Source organism: Hymenobacter cellulosilyticus (genome assembly GCF_022919215.1).
Classification (GTDB): Bacteria; Bacteroidota; Bacteroidia; order Cytophagales; family Hymenobacteraceae; genus Hymenobacter; species Hymenobacter cellulosilyticus.
This window is the reverse complement of record NZ_CP095046.1, coordinates 1,237,538-1,255,337: the sequence shown is the minus strand read 5'-3', so window position 1 is coordinate 1,255,337 and position 17,800 is coordinate 1,237,538. Positions and strand designations below refer to the sequence as shown.

13 protein-coding genes and 2 pseudogenes are annotated in these 17,800 nt (G+C 58.8%); 5 read left to right on the top strand and 10 right to left on the bottom strand.

The features are described from left to right. Window positions 1-69 precede the first annotated feature (69 nt). Window positions 70-1,472 (bottom strand): annotated as a pseudogene (gene asnS, locus MUN79_RS06195) (asparagine--tRNA ligase). 242 nt (window positions 1,473-1,714) lie between these two features. Between asnS and rpoN the strand changes: the two are divergent. Continuing rightward, window positions 1,715-3,295 carry an RNA polymerase factor sigma-54 gene (rpoN, locus tag MUN79_RS06190; protein WP_244676874.1) on the top strand — a complete coding sequence of 527 codons (1,581 nt, stop codon included), beginning with the start codon at window positions 1,715-1,717 and terminating at the stop codon, window positions 3,293-3,295. Window positions 3,296-3,456: 161 nt separating this feature from the next. Here the strand turns inward: rpoN and MUN79_RS06185 are convergent, their stop codons facing one another. Beyond that, a complete protein-coding gene (locus tag MUN79_RS06185; RefSeq protein ID WP_244676873.1) occupies window positions 3,457-6,120 on the bottom strand; it encodes a T9SS type A sorting domain-containing protein in 2,664 nt (887 codons plus the stop codon). Window positions 6,121-6,396: 276 nt separating this feature from the next. Between MUN79_RS06185 and MUN79_RS06180 the strand changes: the two genes are divergently transcribed. Continuing rightward, window positions 6,397-6,747: a hypothetical protein gene (locus MUN79_RS06180; RefSeq protein WP_244676872.1), complete on the top strand. Its 351-nt coding sequence runs from the start codon at window positions 6,397-6,399 to the stop codon at window positions 6,745-6,747. An 8-nt stretch (window positions 6,748-6,755) separates the two neighbouring features. Then, on the top strand, window positions 6,756-6,890 hold the full coding sequence (locus MUN79_RS29885) for a hypothetical protein (RefSeq protein ID WP_262922998.1): 135 nt from the start codon (window positions 6,756-6,758) through the stop codon (window positions 6,888-6,890). Between the two features lie 16 nt (window positions 6,891-6,906). Here MUN79_RS29885 and MUN79_RS06175 read toward each other — a convergent pair whose 3' ends face one another. Together MUN79_RS06175 and MUN79_RS06170 are read right to left on the bottom strand one after the other, a co-directional pair. Further along, window positions 6,907-8,031, bottom strand: coding sequence for an FAD-dependent oxidoreductase (locus MUN79_RS06175; RefSeq protein ID WP_244676871.1), 1,125 nt, complete (start codon window positions 8,029-8,031; stop codon window positions 6,907-6,909). Window positions 8,032-8,066: 35 nt separating this feature from the next. Then, window positions 8,067-8,234, bottom strand: coding sequence for an NAD(P)-binding protein (locus MUN79_RS06170; protein ID WP_244676870.1), 168 nt, complete (start codon window positions 8,232-8,234; stop codon window positions 8,067-8,069). 577 nt (window positions 8,235-8,811) lie between these two features. Between MUN79_RS06170 and MUN79_RS06165 the strand changes: the two genes are divergently transcribed. Continuing rightward, on the top strand, window positions 8,812-10,878 hold the full coding sequence (locus tag MUN79_RS06165; RefSeq protein ID WP_244676869.1) for a TonB-dependent receptor: 2,067 nt from the start codon (window positions 8,812-8,814) through the stop codon (window positions 10,876-10,878). Then, window positions 10,875-11,537, top strand: a complete 663-nt coding sequence (locus tag MUN79_RS06160) for a TonB-dependent receptor domain-containing protein (RefSeq protein WP_375378240.1) — start codon at window positions 10,875-10,877, stop codon at window positions 11,535-11,537. Before MUN79_RS06165 ends, MUN79_RS06160 begins: the two co-directional genes overlap by 4 nt. Before the next feature lie 59 nt (window positions 11,538-11,596). On the opposite strand, the gene MUN79_RS06155 is transcribed toward MUN79_RS06160, so the two are convergent. The 6 genes and pseudogenes from MUN79_RS06155 to MUN79_RS06130 form a co-directional block, all read right to left on the bottom strand. Next, the gene (locus MUN79_RS06155; RefSeq protein ID WP_244676867.1) at window positions 11,597-12,196 is read right to left on the bottom strand and encodes an alpha-ketoglutarate-dependent dioxygenase AlkB family protein; all 600 of its coding nucleotides are present in this window, start codon (window positions 12,194-12,196) and stop codon (window positions 11,597-11,599) included. A gap of 6 nt (window positions 12,197-12,202) precedes the next feature. Beyond that, entirely contained in the window at window positions 12,203-12,898 is a 696-nt protein-coding gene (locus MUN79_RS06150; protein ID WP_244676866.1) for a hypothetical protein, read from the bottom strand. 73 nt (window positions 12,899-12,971) lie between these two features. Then, window positions 12,972-14,258, bottom strand: coding sequence for a kynureninase (gene kynU, locus MUN79_RS06145; protein ID WP_244676865.1), 1,287 nt, complete (start codon window positions 14,256-14,258; stop codon window positions 12,972-12,974). A 251-nt stretch (window positions 14,259-14,509) separates the two neighbouring features. Continuing rightward, window positions 14,510-15,538, bottom strand: a complete 1,029-nt coding sequence (locus MUN79_RS06140; RefSeq protein WP_244676864.1) for an amidohydrolase family protein — start codon at window positions 15,536-15,538, stop codon at window positions 14,510-14,512. A 63-nt stretch (window positions 15,539-15,601) separates the two neighbouring features. After that, entirely contained in the window at window positions 15,602-16,900 is a 1,299-nt protein-coding gene (locus tag MUN79_RS06135; RefSeq protein WP_244676863.1) for a hypothetical protein, read from the bottom strand. 227 nt (window positions 16,901-17,127) lie between these two features. Next, window positions 17,128-17,653, bottom strand: a pseudogene (locus MUN79_RS06130) (3-hydroxyanthranilate 3,4-dioxygenase). Between the last annotated feature and the right edge of the window lie 147 nt (window positions 17,654-17,800).

The following is a 17,800-nucleotide window of genomic DNA, read 5'->3' as shown; positions in this document are numbered from 1 at the left end:
TTGCTGGTTTAGAATATCCGTCCACAAAATCCGACCAATCCGAAAAATCCGCCGAATCCGTGGTTCAGATTAAAACTCGGCGCTCTTGGGGAAGCGGGGGAAGGGAATTACGTCCCGGATGTTGCCCATGCCAGTCACGAACAGAATGAGGCGCTCGAAGCCCAGGCCGAAGCCCGAGTGGGGCGCAGTGCCGTACTTGCGCAGCTCCAGGTACCACCACAAATCGTGCTCGGGTACGTTCATTTCGGCCATGCGCTTGGTAAGCTTCTCCAGGCTTTCTTCCCGCTCCGAGCCGCCGATGATTTCGCCGATGCCGGGGAAGAGCACGTCCATGGCCCGCACGGTTTTGTCGTCGTCGTTGAGCTTCATGTAGAAGGCCTTGATATCCTTGGGGTAGTTGGTCAGGATAACGGGCTTCTTGAAGTGCTTTTCCACCAAATACCGCTCGTGCTCGCTCTGCAGGTCGGTGCCCCAGTCCACGGGAATTCGAACTTCTGCTTGGCCGACTTCAGGATTTCCACTGCCTCGGTGTAGTTCAGGCGCTGGAAGTCGTTGTCGACCACGAACTGCAGGCGGCTGAGCAGTTCCTTGTCGTACTGCTCGTTGAGGAACTTGAGGTCGTCCTGGCAGTTGTCCAGGGCGTAGCGCACCAGGTAGCGGAGGAAGTCCTCGGCCAGGTCCATGTTGTCCTGCAGGTCGTTGAAGGCCACTTCGGGCTCAATCATCCAGAACTCGGCCAGGTGGCGGGTCGTGTTGGAGTTTTCGGCCCGGAACGTGGGGCCGAAGGTGTACACCTTGCCCAGGGCCATGGCGGCAATTTCGCCTTCCAGCTGACCCGATACGGTCAGGTTGGTTTGCTTGCCGAAGAAGTCCTGCTTGTAGTCGACGGCCGACTTATCTTCCGTCAGCGGCGGGTTCTGCTCGGGCAGCGTCGTTACGCGGAACATCTGGCCGGCGCCTTCGGCATCGGAACCCGTGATAATGGGCGTGTGCACGTAGTAGAAACCCCGGTCGTTGAAGAACTGGTGCACGGCAAAGGCCATGGCGTGCCGGATGCGCAGCACCGCCCCAAACGTGTTGGTGCGAGGGCGCAGGTGGGCAATTTCGCGCAGGAAATCCAGGGAGTGCCCCTTCTTCTGCAGCGGATACGTTTCGGTGTCGGCCTTGCCGTAGACGGTGATTTCCGAGGCCTGAATTTCGACGCTCTGACCTTTGCCCTGAGAAGCAACGAGCTTGCCGCGCACCATTACGGCCGCGCCGTTTTCGACGCCATCGGCCTTAAGCTTTTCTTCGGGAAAGTTTTCGGCGTCGGCTACTACCTGGATGGAATTGAAGCCGGAACCATCGTTGATGGCAATGAACTGCACGTACTTATTGCCGCGGCGGGTACGCACCCAGCCTTTCACTACCACTTCACGCTCCAGCTCCTGGCTGTGGAGCAGCTCCTGCACACTCGACCTTCTAACAGACATCGGACTCAGCTTTCGGAAATTATTAATCGTTAAGTCAGCAAAGGTAGGAGTTTTGCGGGCCGTAAAAATCAGTTTAGCCCATTCCCGTCGTTTGTTTTGTGAATCGGGCTCTTCGGCGTTGTTTTGCCAAAATGATGTGGAGCTCCGGGCTCAACTTTTTTGACCGAACACGAGTACAGAAAGGTCTATATTTGACAAGAGCTCCACCTTGCCTTTTTGTGGAGCAACACGCTTTCCAGAGTATGCAAAGACTTGACATGAAGCAGCTTCTCTCGCAGAAGCTGTCTCCCCAACAGATACAGTTCATTAAGCTGCTGCAAATTCCGACAGCAGAGCTGGAGGCGCGCATCAAGGAAGAGCTGGAGGTAAACCCAGCCCTGGAAGAAGGCGACGAAAACACCGACGACGAGGTGGAAGACCAGGAGCGCGACGATGACGCGGACGACTCCGACGACTATGACGACCCGGATTCGGAGTTCGATTCCGACGACAACACCCTGGACGAAGACTTTGATACCGGCAGCGAGGAGCAGCCCGAAGTGGAGGTGCCCACCAAAGACGACCCGGCAGATACGACCAAGGACAACGAGGAGCTGGACCTGGGCGACTACCTCAACGACGACGAAATAGCGGGCTACAAGATGCAGGGCGACGGGCCCGGCGAGCCCGAGGACGACCGGGAAATGCCCCTGGCCGACACCGGCGCTTCCCTTACCGACTCTCTGCTCGACCAGCTGGGCTTTGCCGACCTCGACGAAAAGCAGGAAGCCATTGGCCGCCAGCTCATTGGTTCCATCGACAACGACGGCTACATCCGCCGCGACCTGTCGGCTATTGCCAACGACCTGGCCTTCTCCCAGAACATCGAAGCCGATGAGGCTGAGATTGAGGGCGTGCTCCACCTGATTCAGAGCTTCGACCCGGCCGGTATTGCCGCCCGCGACCTGCAGGAATGCCTGCTGCTCCAACTTGAGCGCCGCCACCAGGACGAGGTGACCGAGCACGCCGAGCGGATTCTAAGTGAGACCTTCGACGAGTTTACCAAGAAGCACTACCAGCGTATTCAGCAGAAGCTGGACCTGGAAGATGATGAACTCAAAGAGGCCATTGCCCTGATTCTGAAGCTTAACCCCAAGCCCGGTGGCACCGGGCCCGTGGGCATGGGCAAAGTGCAGTACATCATCCCCGACTTCATTCTGACCAACGACAACGGCGTGTTCAACCTTACGCTGAACGCGCGCAACGCTCCGGACCTGCGGGTGGCCCCGGCCTACACCGAGATGTTCCAGACCTACGATAAGGCGGCCAAGAAGGACAAGAAGATGAAGGAGGCCGTGACCTTCGTCAAGCAGAAGCTTGACTCGGCCCGCTGGTTTATTGACGCCATCAAGCAACGCCAGCAGACCCTGCTGCGCACCATGGACTCCATCGTGCGCTACCAGCACGACTTCTTCCTAGAAGGCGACGAAAGCAAGCTGCGGCCCATGATTCTGAAAGACATTGCCACCGAAATCGGCATGGATATCAGCACCGTGAGCCGGGTAGCCAACTCCAAGTCGGTGCAGACCGAGTTCGGCATTTACCCCTTGAAGTACTTCTTCTCCGAGGGCATTGCTACCGACTCAGGCGAAGACGCTAGCTCACGGGAAGTGAAGCACATCCTGAAGGAAATCATCGAGGGGGAAAGCAAAAAGCGGCCACTGAGCGACGACAAGCTGGAAAAAATGCTCAATGCCCGTGGCTACAACATTGCCCGCCGCACGGTGGCTAAGTACCGGGAGCAGCTCAATATTCCGGTAGCCCGCCTGCGCAAGGAACTGTAAGCAGAATTTGCAAGCCATTAAAAAGCCCGCTGGAAATGCTTCCAGCGGGCTTTTTAATGGCTTACGCACTACCTCCAAAGTGCACTGCTGGCTTTCTGTGGATGAACAAAAAAGGGAAGCCCCGCTGGAGCTTCCCTTTTATTTCATGCTAGTAGTTTGGCCTAGCGGCGCAGCATTACCTGGCGGGTAGCCGTTTGCTTGGCGTCGCGCACGGTGAGCGTATACATGCCAGCACTTACGCTGCCGGGCACGTTCAGGCGAAGCTGACGCTCAGCCGTCTTCACATCCGTCTTGAATACCACGCGGCCCTGCATGTCGGTGAGCGTGGCCGTGGTGCCGGCAGAGGCTGCCTGGCTCAGGTCTACGTTCAGCGTTTGCACGAAGGGGTTGGGATATACACTGCCGATAAACTTGTTATTGACGGCAACGGCCCCTTTGTTGCCCAGTACCAAGAATACATCGGTGGTATACAGGCCCCGGCCGTGAGTAGCGGCCACAATCTGCTTGTCCGACTTACGCATGCGCAGCATGTCGACCCGCACGTTGGCCATGCCGGTGCTGGCGGGGTCCCATACGATATCGGTGGTGGTCAGATCATCAGTGGCCCACACACCGAGTTCGGTAGCCAGCAGGGCGCGCTTGTTGTTAGCGGGGTCAAACATGGCCCAGCGAATCGGCATGTCGGGCAGGTTGCCTTCTACGTTGCGCCAAGGAGCGGTGCCGGTCGTGGTTTCCCACACGCTGGTTACGCCGTAGTTGGAATACGTCACCAGCAGGTGCGCCTCGTTGGCGGGGTCCACGGCTACGCAGGAAACCGAACCCGTTCCGGTCCGAATTTCAGTGATGGTTGGCACAACGGTCGGATCAGCAGGATCTATCGCCAAGGCATTATCAATGCGCAGTACTTTGCCCGTGTTGGTACCAACGTACACCCGGTTATCTACGGTCTTGGAAACCGTAACGTGTGTCACCGTACCCGAGCCCGAAGGCAGCGTCAGGTTCCGCGTGGTGGCAGCGGTGGTAGCGTTAGGCCACACAAACAGCGTACCGGCCGTAGAAGCCGCATACATCGTGTTGCTCTTGCTGTCGTAGTCCGTCGGGTTGATAAACGAACCGTTGTTGTTGCTGATAATCCGGGGGAACGTCGTGCCGTTGTTGATGGAACGGAAGTAGTTGCTGTATACGTACGACGTGAACTGGTACTGGGGCTGGTCTTCGTCGATGAAGCAGAAAGCTCCGTCGCCGCCCGAGGCCTCCGTGGTGGTACCTACACCAGCCAGGGTAAACTTCTGGCTACCATTGTCCTGCGCACCGGCCAGGAAGTAGTTTGGCAGCGTGGGGTGAATGGCAGCAGCATAGAACTGCGTTACGTTCAAGCCGTTGTTGCGCTCTTTAAAGGCCGGAGCCCCTTTAACGTCAAAAGCGTTGGTGGACAGGAACACGCCACCGTCACAGCCGAAATACGCCATATTGCCATCATTGGAGGCAAAAGCTACCGCGTGATGGTCGGCATGCACGTAGGTCGGGTTGGTCTTGTTGATGCTCCAGTACGAAGCCTGCTGCCATACTACGGGAGTAGCGCTGGCATCCTGGGTGCGGAACAAATCGACACCACCGATATAAATCTTGTTGGCGTCGTCGGGGGCCACGCCGATCGACAGATCGTACCAGGCCTGACCGCGGGTGAAGTCGTCGGAGTTTTCCCAGCGCGGCTTGTTCAGCGTTACCCAGGTAGCCCCGCCGTCATCGGTGCGGTAGATGTTCAGCAGAGCATCTGTAGTGCTCTGGAACATGGCATATACGCGGTTGGCATTGCTGGGCGCGCAGGCCAGCTCGATGCGCTCATAGCCCGTCGTTGGCAAGCCCGAGGTGCTTGGCGTGTTCAGGTTAACCCAGCTGCCGGCATCACCCGAGGTGGAGCGGTAGATGGCATCACCGGTTTGGATACCCATGCCCACGAAGAGCTTGTTGTCGGCACTGATTTCGATGTCTGCTACCCGGTCGGTAACAGCGCCGGTAGCCGCTCCAAGAACTTTGGTCCAGTTTACACCACCGTCGGTGCTGCGCATCAGGCCGGCACGGGTGGCAGCGTATACGTCGCCCGTAACGGGGTGCACAACCAGCTTCAGCACGTACTGGAAGGTTGTTCCGCGCGACGTGCTGGGAAGTTGAGTCCAGGTTACGCCGTGGTCAGTCGATTTCCAGATACCCAAGCCGCGCACAGCATCGGCATTATAATATCCTTCGCCCGTACCGAAGTACATGATGTTGGCGTTGGCTGGGTGGAAGGCAATTGCCGTCACGGCCAGGTTGGCGAAGAAGTTGTCGATGCTCTGCCAGGTAGGCGTAGCGGTGGCACCATTCGTCGTTTTCCAGAGGCCGCCACCGGCCGTTCCAGCCCACACGGTGTTGCCGGTGGCATCAGCGGGGTCTACTACGAGGGCCCGAATCCGGCCACCCACGTTGCTTGGACCGCGCTCTACCCAGGTAGTTTGGGTCAGGCTGCCCACTGGCACGCGGCGGGAGGCCCGCTGGGCTATCCGCTGCTGCGCATATTCCTGCGCTACGAGCAACCGCTCGAGTGGTACCCGTCCCAGGGCCGGGTCCAGGGTCCGCTCCACGTCCTGCTCCACGGCGAGATCAGGACGGTCTTTCTTTTCTTCTTCCTCTTCCTCCTCCACGCCTTCCAGGCGCTGTTCCAGAGATTGAGCCGTTGCTTTTGCGTCGCTGTGCTGCCACAGATATAGGCTACCGCCAGAAACGGTAGTAAGGCCCAGGGCGAGCATAGCCCACCACTGCCGGGTACGCGGAGTAGATGATTTCACAGATTAGAGGGTAAAATAGAACAAAAGAAAGGTGCGTTTAAGTGACGGCCAGAGCTCGACTAAGCCTTAGCGAGGAATAAATATAATGCTTTTGGTAGTTTTGACGTTCGACCACCTGCAACATTAATTTTCTTTTAATACTTGAGTAAGCTGATTGCTAATATCTTATCCGGGATATTTCACCCGTTATTGCTGCCTTCGTATCTATTTTATATGATATGTTATCAGTTTCCGGGGGTAATCTGGCAGCCTGCCCTGGCTGACCGCTGGGTTGTATTGGCCATTGTTTTTGGGTTTACCTTCCTGCTGCCTTCCTTGGGAACCGGCGCCTTATACTGGTTCGGCCAGGTCGATTCGCTGCTCCTGCGCGAACGGGCGCAGCGCCCTTTGCCCTTGCTGCTGGCTACCTTCAGCTTCGGTACAGCCATGGCTGTCCTTTTCCAGCCCCCTATTTTCGATCCGCTGCTCAGCCGGCTTATGGCCGGCATGACGCTGGCCGTGTTTCTGACGTTTCTTATCTCGCTACGCTGGAAAATCAGTGCCCACGCGGTGGGCATGGGGGCGGACTGGGCCTGCTGCTGCTGCTGCACCTCACGGTGCCGGCTTCGGTTCCTCTGTGGGTTCTAGTTGCCACGGTGCTGCTGGCAGGGGGCGTGCTCAGTGCCCGGCTGGAGCTGAATGCACACACCCCGGCTCAGGTATGGGCCGGGCTCAGCCTGGGCCTGGGCATTGTGGCGGGTATGAGCCTGGGGCTGTGGCTGCGCATGTAAAACCCTCTGCCCCTGGCTAGCCGCGCTTGGCCATTTCCTGCTGCACCATTTCCTGCACTTCGGGCCGGTCGTAGTCACTTTCGGTCTGGATGTGGGGCATCAGGCGGGCCATAATCTGCTCCTGCTCCCGGCCGCTTTGCCAGGCCTCAGCGTAGGGTGTGTGCGAGAAGGTGACCTGGGAGTAGAGCGGCGTCCACTGATCCGGGTATTGCGCCGATATTTTGCTTTCGATTTTCTTTTGCAGCAAAAAACGTGGGTTGCCGACCCGGTCGCGCATTTCCTCAAAGTTGTACACGGCCAAGTCGGCAATGGCGTCGGCGTTGGGCTTGCGCTGCGCCTGAAACTGGCTGAAGATGGCGTGCCAGTCGTCGCCGTGCTGGGCCATGAGCTGGTTGAGCACCGTGCAGTCTTCGAAGCCGGCGTTCATGCCCTGCCCATAGAAAGGAACAATGGCGTGGGAAGCGTCGCCGAGCAAGAGCACATCGTCGTCGAAGGCCCAGGGAAAGCACCGGATGGTAACCAGGGAGCCGGTAGGGTTGCGGAAGTACTCGTCGGTAAGCTCGGGCATGAGCGGCACCACATCGGGGAAAACCTGCTCGAAGAAGGCCTGCACCTGCGCCGGGGTTTGCAGAGAGGCAAACGAATGCTCGCCTTCGTAGGGAAAGAACAGGGTGCAGTTAAAAGAGCCGTCCAGGTTGGGCAGCGCTATCATCATGTACTGCCCGCGGGGCCAGATGTGCAGGGCATTCTTTTCCAGCAGCCATTCCCCGTCGGGTCCGGGCTCGATATTGAGTTCCTTATACCCGTACTCGAGGTAGCTCTGGGAATAGTTGTAACGCTCGGTTTTCTGCAGGGCGCTGCGCACGGCCGAGAAGGCGCCGTCGGTACCGAAAAGGCGGCGGAAGGTGAGCTGCTGCTCCTGGCCCGTAGCGGCATCACGCAGTTCGAGCTGGCGCGTGCGGGCATCGAGGCCCACGCACTGCTGGTTGAAGTGCAGGCGGATGCCGGGCTCGGCTTCGGCCAGCGTCAGCAGGGTGCGGTTGAGCCCGGCCCGCGACACGGAGTAAATAGCCTGGTTGTCTTTGCCATAGGGCTGGTAGCTCAGGTTGCCCTGGGCGTCGTGCATCACCCGGCGGTACATGGGAATGGCTACCTGCCGGATTTCGTCGCCGATGCCTACCTCCTCCAGGGCCGCCAGCCCCGGTCGGACAGGGCCAGATTGATGGAGCGGCCTTCCACGGCACCCCCGCGCCGCATGTCACCCCGGCGCTCATATACGTCTACCTGATAGCCTCGCCGGGCCAGAAATAAGGACAGCAGCGAGCCGACCAGGCCCGCGCCCATTACAGTAAGCGCCTCGGTAGCAGAATCGGGGAAGAAACAGACGGGTGGACATGGGGAGGAAAACAGGAACGAAAAGCAGAACGAATACGGGCGCAAGTAAGCCTTTTCCCGTGGGTTGATTGGGCCGGAAATTACCCACCTTCAACGGGTAAGGAGGCAAGGTTGAACGGAAATACGAAAATTTCAATTCGTCGGGCCGGTACCTTGCATCGCTAAGTTGACGGTAATTGCGGGAAGAGGTGTGCATAGACTTGCTTTTTCCCCATCCTGAATTCATTACAGCCTGATACGCTAGAGCATATCCCAACCTCGCCGGGGAGCAGGGAGGCTTGCGCGCTCAGGCGAGACTTTAGCCGGCTAAGGGGGCCTGTTCAGCTCTAATTGAACATTTCCCGCATCCGGGCATCCGACTTCAGCAATATAAAATGGCTGGCATACTGATAATATTCAATTACTAGTCACAAACAGCTATTTGACGGTCAATATCTTACAATTTGGATGTTAGGCTAGGCCACTTTATTTTTGTCTGATTTCTTGCGCTTTTTTTCCTATTCTCCCACCTTTTGCACAGTTTTCTATGAAGCAACCTTACCATTTTCTGCTCCTACTATTTTCACTATTGCTGGCGGCACCCCGCGCCTGGGCCCAGGACGATATCACCGTCAGCGGAGTAGTACAAACTGAAACAGGCGAGCCGCTACCTGGGGCTACGGTATTTGTCAAAGGCACCTTTATTGGTAGCAGCTCCGACCGAGACGGCAAGTTTCAGCTACGGGCCGACTTCAGCACCCCTCCGGTTATCCTGTCGGTGTCCTTTGTGGGCTACGAAAGCCGCGAGGTAACCTTGCCCCAGCCCGACCGCAACCTCAAGGTTCAGCTGAAAGTAAATTCCGTGCTGACCAGCGAAGTTATTGCCTCGGCTTCCCGCGTGGAAGAAGGCATCCTGCAGGCTCCGGTGACGGTGGAAAAGCTGAACGCCCAGCAAGTGGAGCGCATCACCACGGCTGACCTGCAGGGCGGCCTGAGCCAGTACAAAGGCATTGACGTGAACAGCAGCAGCCTGCTGATGAACTCCATCAGTACCCGCGGCTTTAACTCGGCTAAGTCCGAGCGCCTGATTCAGCTTACCGACTACTTCGACACCCAGAGCCCCAGCCTGAACCTGAATGCGGGCAACCTGACGGGCCTGCCCGAACTCGACGTGGAAAGCGTGGAAATCATTCACGGCCCGGCCTCCGCCCTGTACGGCGCCAATGCTTTTAATGGTGTACTGCTGCTCAACTCCAAAGACCCCTTCGTGAGTGAAGGCCTGAGTGTGCGGGTGCGCGGTGGTGAACGGAGCTACTTCGACGGACAGCTGCGCTACGCCCAAAAGTTGGGTGAGAAAATTGCCCTTAAGGTAGTGGGCTCCTACACCACCGCCGACGACTGGCTGGCCAATAACTACTCGGCCACCAGCCCCATTGTGGAGCGAGCCAACAATGCCGAAGGTTCAACCTTGGGCTACAATGCCGTGAACCGCTATGGCGACGTAGGCAACACCTACAATAGCAGCCAGCCCTTCCCGGGTGGCGTATCAGCAGAGCTGGTGGGCAAAACGGTCTTCATGCCGGGCTTCACCGAGTCGACGCTGATTGCCGATGACAACAAGGCAAAGGCCATCAAGGTGCACCCCAGCCTTTCGTACCTCGTAACGGACAACGTGAAAATGACCGTGGGCTACGCTTACTCGCGCGGCACGGCCAGCTACCAGAGCGCCAGCCGCTACCGCCTGCGCGACTTCGGTATCAACCAGCTGCACGGCGAAATCAAAGGCAACAAGTGGTTTTTGCGTGGCCAGTCGGTGCAGGACTTCGGCGGCAACTCCTATGACCTGACTTTCCTGGGCTCCTTTATCCAGACCTCGCCGGTAGCCGAAGGCAGCACGGTGCGCTACGTAGACCAGTACTTCGGCACCTACAATGCCGCTTATAAAGGCGCCCGTGCCCAGGGCCAGACAATGGAGCAGGCGCAGGCTTTTGCCCAGGCTCAGGCTAACGCCATCCAGCTCGACCCCACCAGTGCCCGCTTCGGTGAGTTGCGCAGCCGCATCATCAACGACCCGCGGCCGGGCCTGGGTGCCAAGCTCAGCCCCAGCTCGTACCTGAACGAAGGCAACGCGCAGTACAACTTCACCCTGGGCGAAACTACCAGCCTGATTGTAGGCGCAGCCTACCGCAAGTTTCGTCTGGGTTCGAACGGCAACTTCTTCTCCGATGATAACGAGCGTATCCAGAACCATGAGCTGGGCGGCTATGCGCAGTTGAGTCACACCCTGCTGGGAGACCGGCTTAAGCTGGCCCTTGCCGGCCGCGTAGACGAGTTCAAGAACTTCAGCCCGGCCCTCTCACCCCGCGCTTCAGCCGTGTATTCGGCCGGCGACAACAAGCAGCACAACTTCCGCGCTTCGTTTGGCCGCGCCTTCCGCTCGCCCACCCAGCTCGACCAGTATATTCGGGTTGACATCGGCCAAGTGCTGCTGCTGGGCAACGTAGGCAACGGCTTCCAGGGCTACACGCTGGCTGCAGCCAACGCCCAGGTTATCGGAGCGGCTCAGTCGAACCCCGCCGTACTGACCCAGTATGAGTATAGCGTGGCCCCCTGAAGCTGGAGCGCCTAAGCACTTTCGAAGTAGGCTACAAAGGCACCTTTAAGGACAAGATTGTGGTGGACGTGAACTACTTCCGCAGCTACTACAACGACTTCATCGGGGCTCAGCGCTTCGTGGGCAACCGGGACGGCAGCCGCCCCTCGGCCCAGCAGTTGGGCGCCAGCGCCGCCACGCTGCAAATGGCCGGCAGCAACACCCGCATTCTGCAGGTATGGACCAATGCCCGCCAGGAAGTACAAACCCAGGGTGCTGCATTGGGCGTGAGCTACAACGTGGCCCGGCCCCTGACCATCACGGCCAACTACTCGCTCAACCTGATTGAGAAAGACAAGTTGCCCGAAGGCTTCCAGACCTTCTTCAACACGCCCAAGCACAAGTACAACCTGGGCGCCAACGGCCTGTTGGCTAAGCACTTCAACTACTCGGTGAATTACCGCTGGGCTCAGGGCCACCTGTACGAAATGCCGTTTGCCGTAGGCACTCTGCAAGACTACAGCACCGTGGATGCCTACGTGGGCTACGTAATTCCGAAGGCTTACACCACCATTCAGGTAGGCGGCTCCAACCTGTTCAACGCCACCAACACCCAGGTGTATGGCGGCCCGAACATTGGTCGTCTCGTCTTCGCCGGCCTGCTGATTGACATCAAATAGCCGAGCCGTTGCTCTCATAAAAAAAGCTCTTCCCGTCGTGGGAAGAGCTTTTTTTATGGCTATATGTTAATGATGTTGCGAAAAGTCAGGTTGAGACGGGGCCCGGCCGGCCGGGCCGTTTTGGGAACGGCGTGCAGCCAGTGCTGCTGAGTAGGGCCGCGCATCACGAGCAGGCTGCCGGAGGCCAGCTCCAGCGTAAGAGGCTCGTGCGGAGTGCGCTGCGGGTCGCGGGGCCGGAGCCGAAACCGCCGCACGGCTCCCAGACTCACGGAGGCTATTACCGGCGCGGGGCCCAGTTCGGGCTCATTGTCGGCGTGCCAGCCCATGCTGTCCTGCCCATTGCGGTAGAGGTTGAGCAGGACGCTGTTGAAGCTAGTGCCGCAGGCAGCCTCTACTTGTTCCCGCAGCTGCTGCAATGGTGGCGTCCAGGGCAAGGGCTGCCAGGTAAGCCCCGAGTACGAATACTGGGCCCCGGCGTCGCCGTACCAGGCCGTAAGGCGAGGCTGCAGCACTTCCTTGCCAAAAAGCCGGATGGGCTCCTGCCGCCAGGCAACGCTGGCCGTTAGCTCAGTGAGCAGCGCCTGCTCGTGCGGGGCAGCCAGAAAAACCGGATCCAGCAGCACTTCCGCCGCGGGCAGGGGCAGTAGAGTCAGGGCCACGGGCGGCTAGCGTTTCAGGAGCTGCTCCATTTCGGCCTGCACTTTCTTGGGCTGCTGCTTTACCAAATAAGGCAACGCCTGCTGCAGCCCCCACACGATGGCAAAGCTCACCAGAATCGGAATAATAATGCCCCGGCTCCGGTATTGCTCAGTTTGCACGTAGCGCGGCCAGAACCAGCGCAAATACACCAGAATGGCTGGCACATTAAACAGCAAAGTGCCAAAAAACGGGTGCAGTCCCTGCTGAAAAATCGCCCACTGCAGGACTTGTCCGGCCACTATCAGGTATAGCACAATAAACAGCAGCAGCCCCAGCAAAGCCCGCTTCCGGCCCAGCCGAAACAGGTTTATGCCCAACAGGACGCCCCCACCAATCATGGACATGGGCAGCATGGAGAAGATGGCAATGGAGCTGGGCGAATATAGCTCGGGCACCGAAGCGGATATCACGGCGGGGTCGGCGGCCTGGGCTTCCTGCTCGGCCCGCTCCCGGGCGGCGGCTTCCTGCGCTACCTGGGCCTGCACAGCGGTTTCCAGGGCGGGCCGCACCTGTTCCTCATCGGGGTGGGGCTGGCCCCGGCGCCGCAACTCGTCGAAGGCGGCCAGCACGGCGTCGTCGCGGTACTGGTCCCGGCCCGTCACGTATTGGCGCAGCTCGGCGTCGGTTTTGCGGGCCATTTTATCCGCGTATTCTTCGGCCATGATTTAAGGGGACTAGAACGTCATCAGAAGGTATTGCTGCTTCTACGTAAGATGGGCAACAACAAATGAACAACTATTTGGCTTTACCGGCCCACTCGGCCAGCACTTGCCCGGCGCGCTGCACATCCCCAAACGAGTTGTAGAGCGGCACCGGAGCCAACCGGATAACGTTCGGCTCGCGCCAGTCGGCTATAACGCCGGCAGCAGCCAAGAAGTCGAACAGCTGCCGGCCGTTCTGGTGTACCAGCATGGAGAGCTGGCAGCCGCGGGCGGCAGGCTCAGCGGGCGTAATAATTTCGAGCACCTCGGCGGGCAGCTCCAGGCGGTGCACCAGGTATTCCAGGTAGGCGGTAAGCTGCTCACTTTTGCGGCGCAAAGCGGGCATGCCCCCGGCCTCATCCACCAAGGCCAGGGCGGCACGGTGAATGGCCATGGGGAAAATCTGGGCGTTGGACAGCTGCCAGCCCGCCGCTCCCGCCATCGGCCGGAAGCCCTTCTTCATCTGGAACCGGTCGGCCGGGTCGTGGCCCCACCAGCCGGCCAGGCGCAGTAGGTCGGGCCGATTGGCAAACCGCTCGTGCACAAACACGCCGGAAGTGCCACCGGGACCCGAGTTCAGGTATTTGTAAGAGCACCAGCAGGCAAAGTCTACGTCCCAGTCGTGCAGTTCCAGCAGCAGATTGCCGGCGGCGTGGGCCAGGTCGAAACCCACCATGGCGCCCACGGCGTGGCCGGCCCGGGTAATGGCGGCCATGTCGAAAGCCTGCCCGGTGTAGTAGTTGACGCCGCCCAGAATAACCGTGGCCAGCGAGTCGCCAAGCTCCTGAATGGTGGCCAGAATATCTTCGGTGCGCAAGGTATGCTCGCCGGCCCGGGGGCGCAGCTCCACAATGGCCTCATCGGGCGCCAAGCCGTGCAGCTTCACCTGCGACTCCAGCGCATACTGGTCCGAGGGAAACGCGCCGCCTTCCATCAGCACTTTGTAGCGCGTGGCCGTGGGCTGGTAAAACGACACTAGCAGCAGGTGCAGGTTAGTTGTCAGGTTATTCATCACCACCACTTCCACCGGCTTGGCGCCCACCAGGCGGGCAGTGCTGTCGGACAGAGTCTCGTGGTAGTGCATCCAAGGCGAAGTGCCGTGGAAATGGCCTTCCACGCCCAGCTTTTCCCAACTGTCAAACTCCTGCTCCACGGCGGCGCGGGCAGCTTTGGGCTGCAAACCCAGGGAGTTGCCGCAGAAATACACGCTGGGCTGCCCGTTGGGCGCCAAAGGAATATGAAACCGGTTACGAAAGTCACGCAGCGCATCCTGAGCGTCGAGCTCGGCGGCAAATTCGGCAGTGGGCTGGAAAGAAGTCATCGGGGTAAAGATAGGTGACTCTGCCCCTGGGCTGCGGCTCAAGGGCGGAATTGCCAAAATTTGCTGGTCGTTATTTGGTATACAGTAATTATAAAAGGCTATTAGCGGTTACCTTCTTAGGTATACAGGTTTAATGATTTTAACTTATTTATATACCAAAAGCACTCAAATTGGTATACGAGTGTTGCTTTCATATAGTAAAAGTATACCCACTAACAATAACTACTTAGGCGGCCTGAATTGCCTAGCTTCTACTTGTTAATGAGCAGATTGGCGAAGCTTTGCTGGGGCAGACCCAGCCACTCCAGGGCGTTGGCGCCGAGCATGCGGGCCTTCATTTCATCCGGATAAGGCATGGATTCAATCAGCTGCCCGGGCTCCAACTCACCCAGCGGAAACGGATAATCAGTGCCGAGCACAATCTTGTCGGGCCCTAGGGTTTTGACCAAGTAATCCAGCATCAGCGGGTCGTGCACCAGCGAATCGACCCAGAAGCGGCCCAGGTATTCGCGGGGGTTCACGGGGTTATCGACGGCGCACAGGTCGGGGCGCACGTTAAATCCGTGCTCGATGCGGCCGATGGTGGAGGCAAACGAACCGCCACCGTGGGCTACGGCTACGCGCAGCTTGGGCAGGCGCTCCAGCACGCCCCCAAAAATCAGGGAGCACAAGGCCAGGGTACTTTCGGCCGGCATGCCCACCAGCCAGGGCAGCCAATATTTGGGCATTTTCTGCTGAGCCATCATGTCCCAAGGATGCACGAAGACGCAGGCGCCCAGCTCCTCGGCAGCGGCAAACACCTCGAACAGCTCGGGCGCGTCCAGGTTCCAATCGTTGACGTGGGAGCCAATCTGCACGCCGGCCATACCGAGCTCCTTTACGCAGCGCTCCAGCTCCTTTACAGCCAGGTCGGGGGCCTGCATCGGGATGGTGCCCAGGCCCACAAACCGGTCGGGGTAGCGGGCCACCACGCCGGCAATATGGTCGTTGAGCATGCGGCTCAAATCCAGGGCGTCCAGGGGCTTGGCCCAGTAGCTGAACATAACGGGCACGGTGCTGAGTACCTGCACATCGACGCCAAACTGGTCGTATTCCCGCATCCGCACCTGGGGGTCCCAGCAGTTGTCCTGAATTTCGCGGAAGAACTTGTCGTCCTGCATCATGCGGGCGCAGCAGGGCTTGTGGTGCTCGAGCCGGATAAAGCCGCCGTAGCCATACCGCTCGCGCAGGTCGGGCCAGGTTTCGGGCAGGATATGGGTGTGGATATCGATTTTTAGCACGCCAGCGGGGTGGGATGGGTGGAAAAAAGGCAGCTTTGGGCCCGACTCCGAGCGCGCCTATGCTTACCAGGTCAGCTGCAGAAAACGTTCTTTATACAGCGCCCAGGTCATTTCGCAGCAGTTGATAAGGCCGGCGCTGTACTGGTAATTCTGGGCAATGCTCAGCAGCAGCAGCGCGGCCACAATGGGCGTCCAGAGCCAGGGCGCTTTGCCGATCCAACGCTGCCAGAAGGCGGCCATGGTGCAGCTCAGCAATGGGTACAGGCTGATCAGGGCCCGGCCACCGTAGCTGCCGCCGTAGGCCCAGTCCCACCAGCAGAAGGTAATGTAGAGGTAAATCGGCAGCAGCACCAGCACGATGGGCAGCACCGGCTTGACCCACTCCCGTACCCAGCCAATACCGAGCAGGGCAAAAATCATCAGGGGCGAATATATCAGCCAGCCCTTACGGAAGCTGAACACGCCTTCCCACACGTGCGGGGCAGCGAAGTTGAAAGTTTCACCTTTGTAAAACTCGACTACCCACTGCCCATACACCACCTTCCAGAACAGAAACTGCATGCCGCCCACCAGCAGAAACAGAGCAATTATCGTCAGGCACTGCTGCCAGCGGCTCAGCCAGAACTTCAGGCGCTGCCCCAGGGCCCGGAAGCTGGTCAGGCCCCAGAGCACGGGCACGGCCAGCATCATCACTTCGGAAGGCCGGATCAGTACCATCAGACCGCACACCGCGCCCAGCGCGGCCGCCCTACCGAAGCTAGCCTGCTCGTACCAGCGCCGCGTGGCAATCAGCAGCAGCGTATTCATCAGAAACAGCGTGCCGTGCGCCATCAGGGCCTCGTAGGTGGCGTAGCTGTACAGGTTTGTCCCCAGGGCCAGCAGCAGTAAGGTCAGGGCTACGACATGGTCGGCGAAGTAGCGCCGCAGCTCCCGGCCCAGCAGCGCCAGGCCCAGCAGCACGTAGAGCATGCAGCCCAGCGAAACCATGTAGCCATACGCCTTTTCGTAGCCGGTTGTGATAGTCTTGCCTTGCAGCATGTAGGCTATTTTGGCCATGAAAAAGAACGGCGAGTACATTACGGCCATGCCAATGGGAAACTTGGAGCCCATCTGCCCGTTGGGCAGCGTGGCAAATTCCCACCGCGACTCATAGTCCGGGCGGTACTGGTCGCGGGCGGCTTTTACCCAACTCCCGTCGCCCAGGTCGTGCATGATGAAGGCCGACGGCAGGTACATGTAATAGCCGCCCCGGTCGGTAATAAATACCTCGTTCTTGTCCCAGCGGGCCGACTTCATTATGGCGGCCACCATCAGTAAGGCAATAATCAGCCAGATGTAGCTGGTGTGAGACAGGTGCAGCAACCGGCCCGCAGACCGTCTAATATCAACCATTCGCGTATTGACTGAACAAGAACAATGAGTGTGTCAGCGCAACGGGCTTTAGCTCCGGCAAAGGAACTACAAGCCCGGTTGGCCCAGCGAAATAGCCAAACACACTTTCGACCCTGCAAAGAAATCAATAAAGCTCCGACTACCGGGTATGCCTCCCGGAAAATCTCGGGGCGCGGGCCGATTGTTTCCGGCCGCCGCTACGCTACCGGCGCCGGCGAGGCCATATAAGTGCCGCAGTTCTTGCAGGTGCGCAGGTCGTCGTTTTGCCAGAAGGCGTTCATGATGGGGGGTAGCTGCTGCACGATGTCGGTTATCTCGGCAAATTCCTCGTGGAGCTTGTGGCCGCAGTTTTCACAGTACCACTGAAAGCCATCGAGCTCCCCGGGGTGCGGTAGCGCTCCAGCACCAGTCCCACGGTGCCGGCCGGCCGCCGGGCGAGTGGGGTACGCCGCCGGGCAGCAGAAACATTTCCCCGGCCTTGATTTCGATATCCACAGGCTGCCCGTCCTCGATAATCTTCACCACAATGTCGCCCTCTATCTGCAAAAACAACTCCTCGCCTTCATCGTAATGGTAATCTTTGCGGGCGTTGGGCCCACCTACCACCATCACAATAAAGTCTTTGTTGTCTTTGAACACCTGCTGGTTGCCGACTGGCGGCTTCAACAAATGACGGTGTTCATCTATCCAGCGCTGAAAGTTGAAAGGGCGGGCAACGGCCATAACGGAAGGTGGTTTGGTGAGAGAATTGGTGAAATAGTGAACTTGGGAAATGGTGAATTATCGTTCCCGTTGACACAGTTATGCGTGGTTTGAACAAAAACTCGCTCTTTCTCAAGTTCCCAAGTTCACCTTATCCTGCCCAACTTA

Bases quoted from the DNA above. Each gene is read 5' to 3' on its own strand.
- MUN79_RS06175 (WP_244676871.1), bottom strand. From the start codon at position 8,031: ATGTACCGCCGGGTGATGCACGACGCCCAGGGCAACCTGAGCTACCAG.
- MUN79_RS06150 (WP_244676866.1), bottom strand. From the start codon at position 12,898: ATGGCCGAAGAATACGCGGATAAAATGGCCCGCAAAACCGACGCCGAG.
- rpoN (WP_244676874.1), top strand. From the start codon at position 1,715: ATGCAAAGACTTGACATGAAGCAGCTTCTCTCGCAGAAGCTGTCTCCC.
- MUN79_RS06165 (WP_244676869.1), top strand. From the start codon at position 8,812: ATGAAGCAACCTTACCATTTTCTGCTCCTACTATTTTCACTATTGCTG.
- kynU (WP_244676865.1), bottom strand. From the start codon at position 14,258: ATGACTTCTTTCCAGCCCACTGCCGAATTTGCCGCCGAGCTCGACGCT.
- MUN79_RS06170 (WP_244676870.1), bottom strand. From the start codon at position 8,234: ATGGGCGCGGGCCTGGTCGGCTCGCTGCTGTCCTTATTTCTGGCCCGG.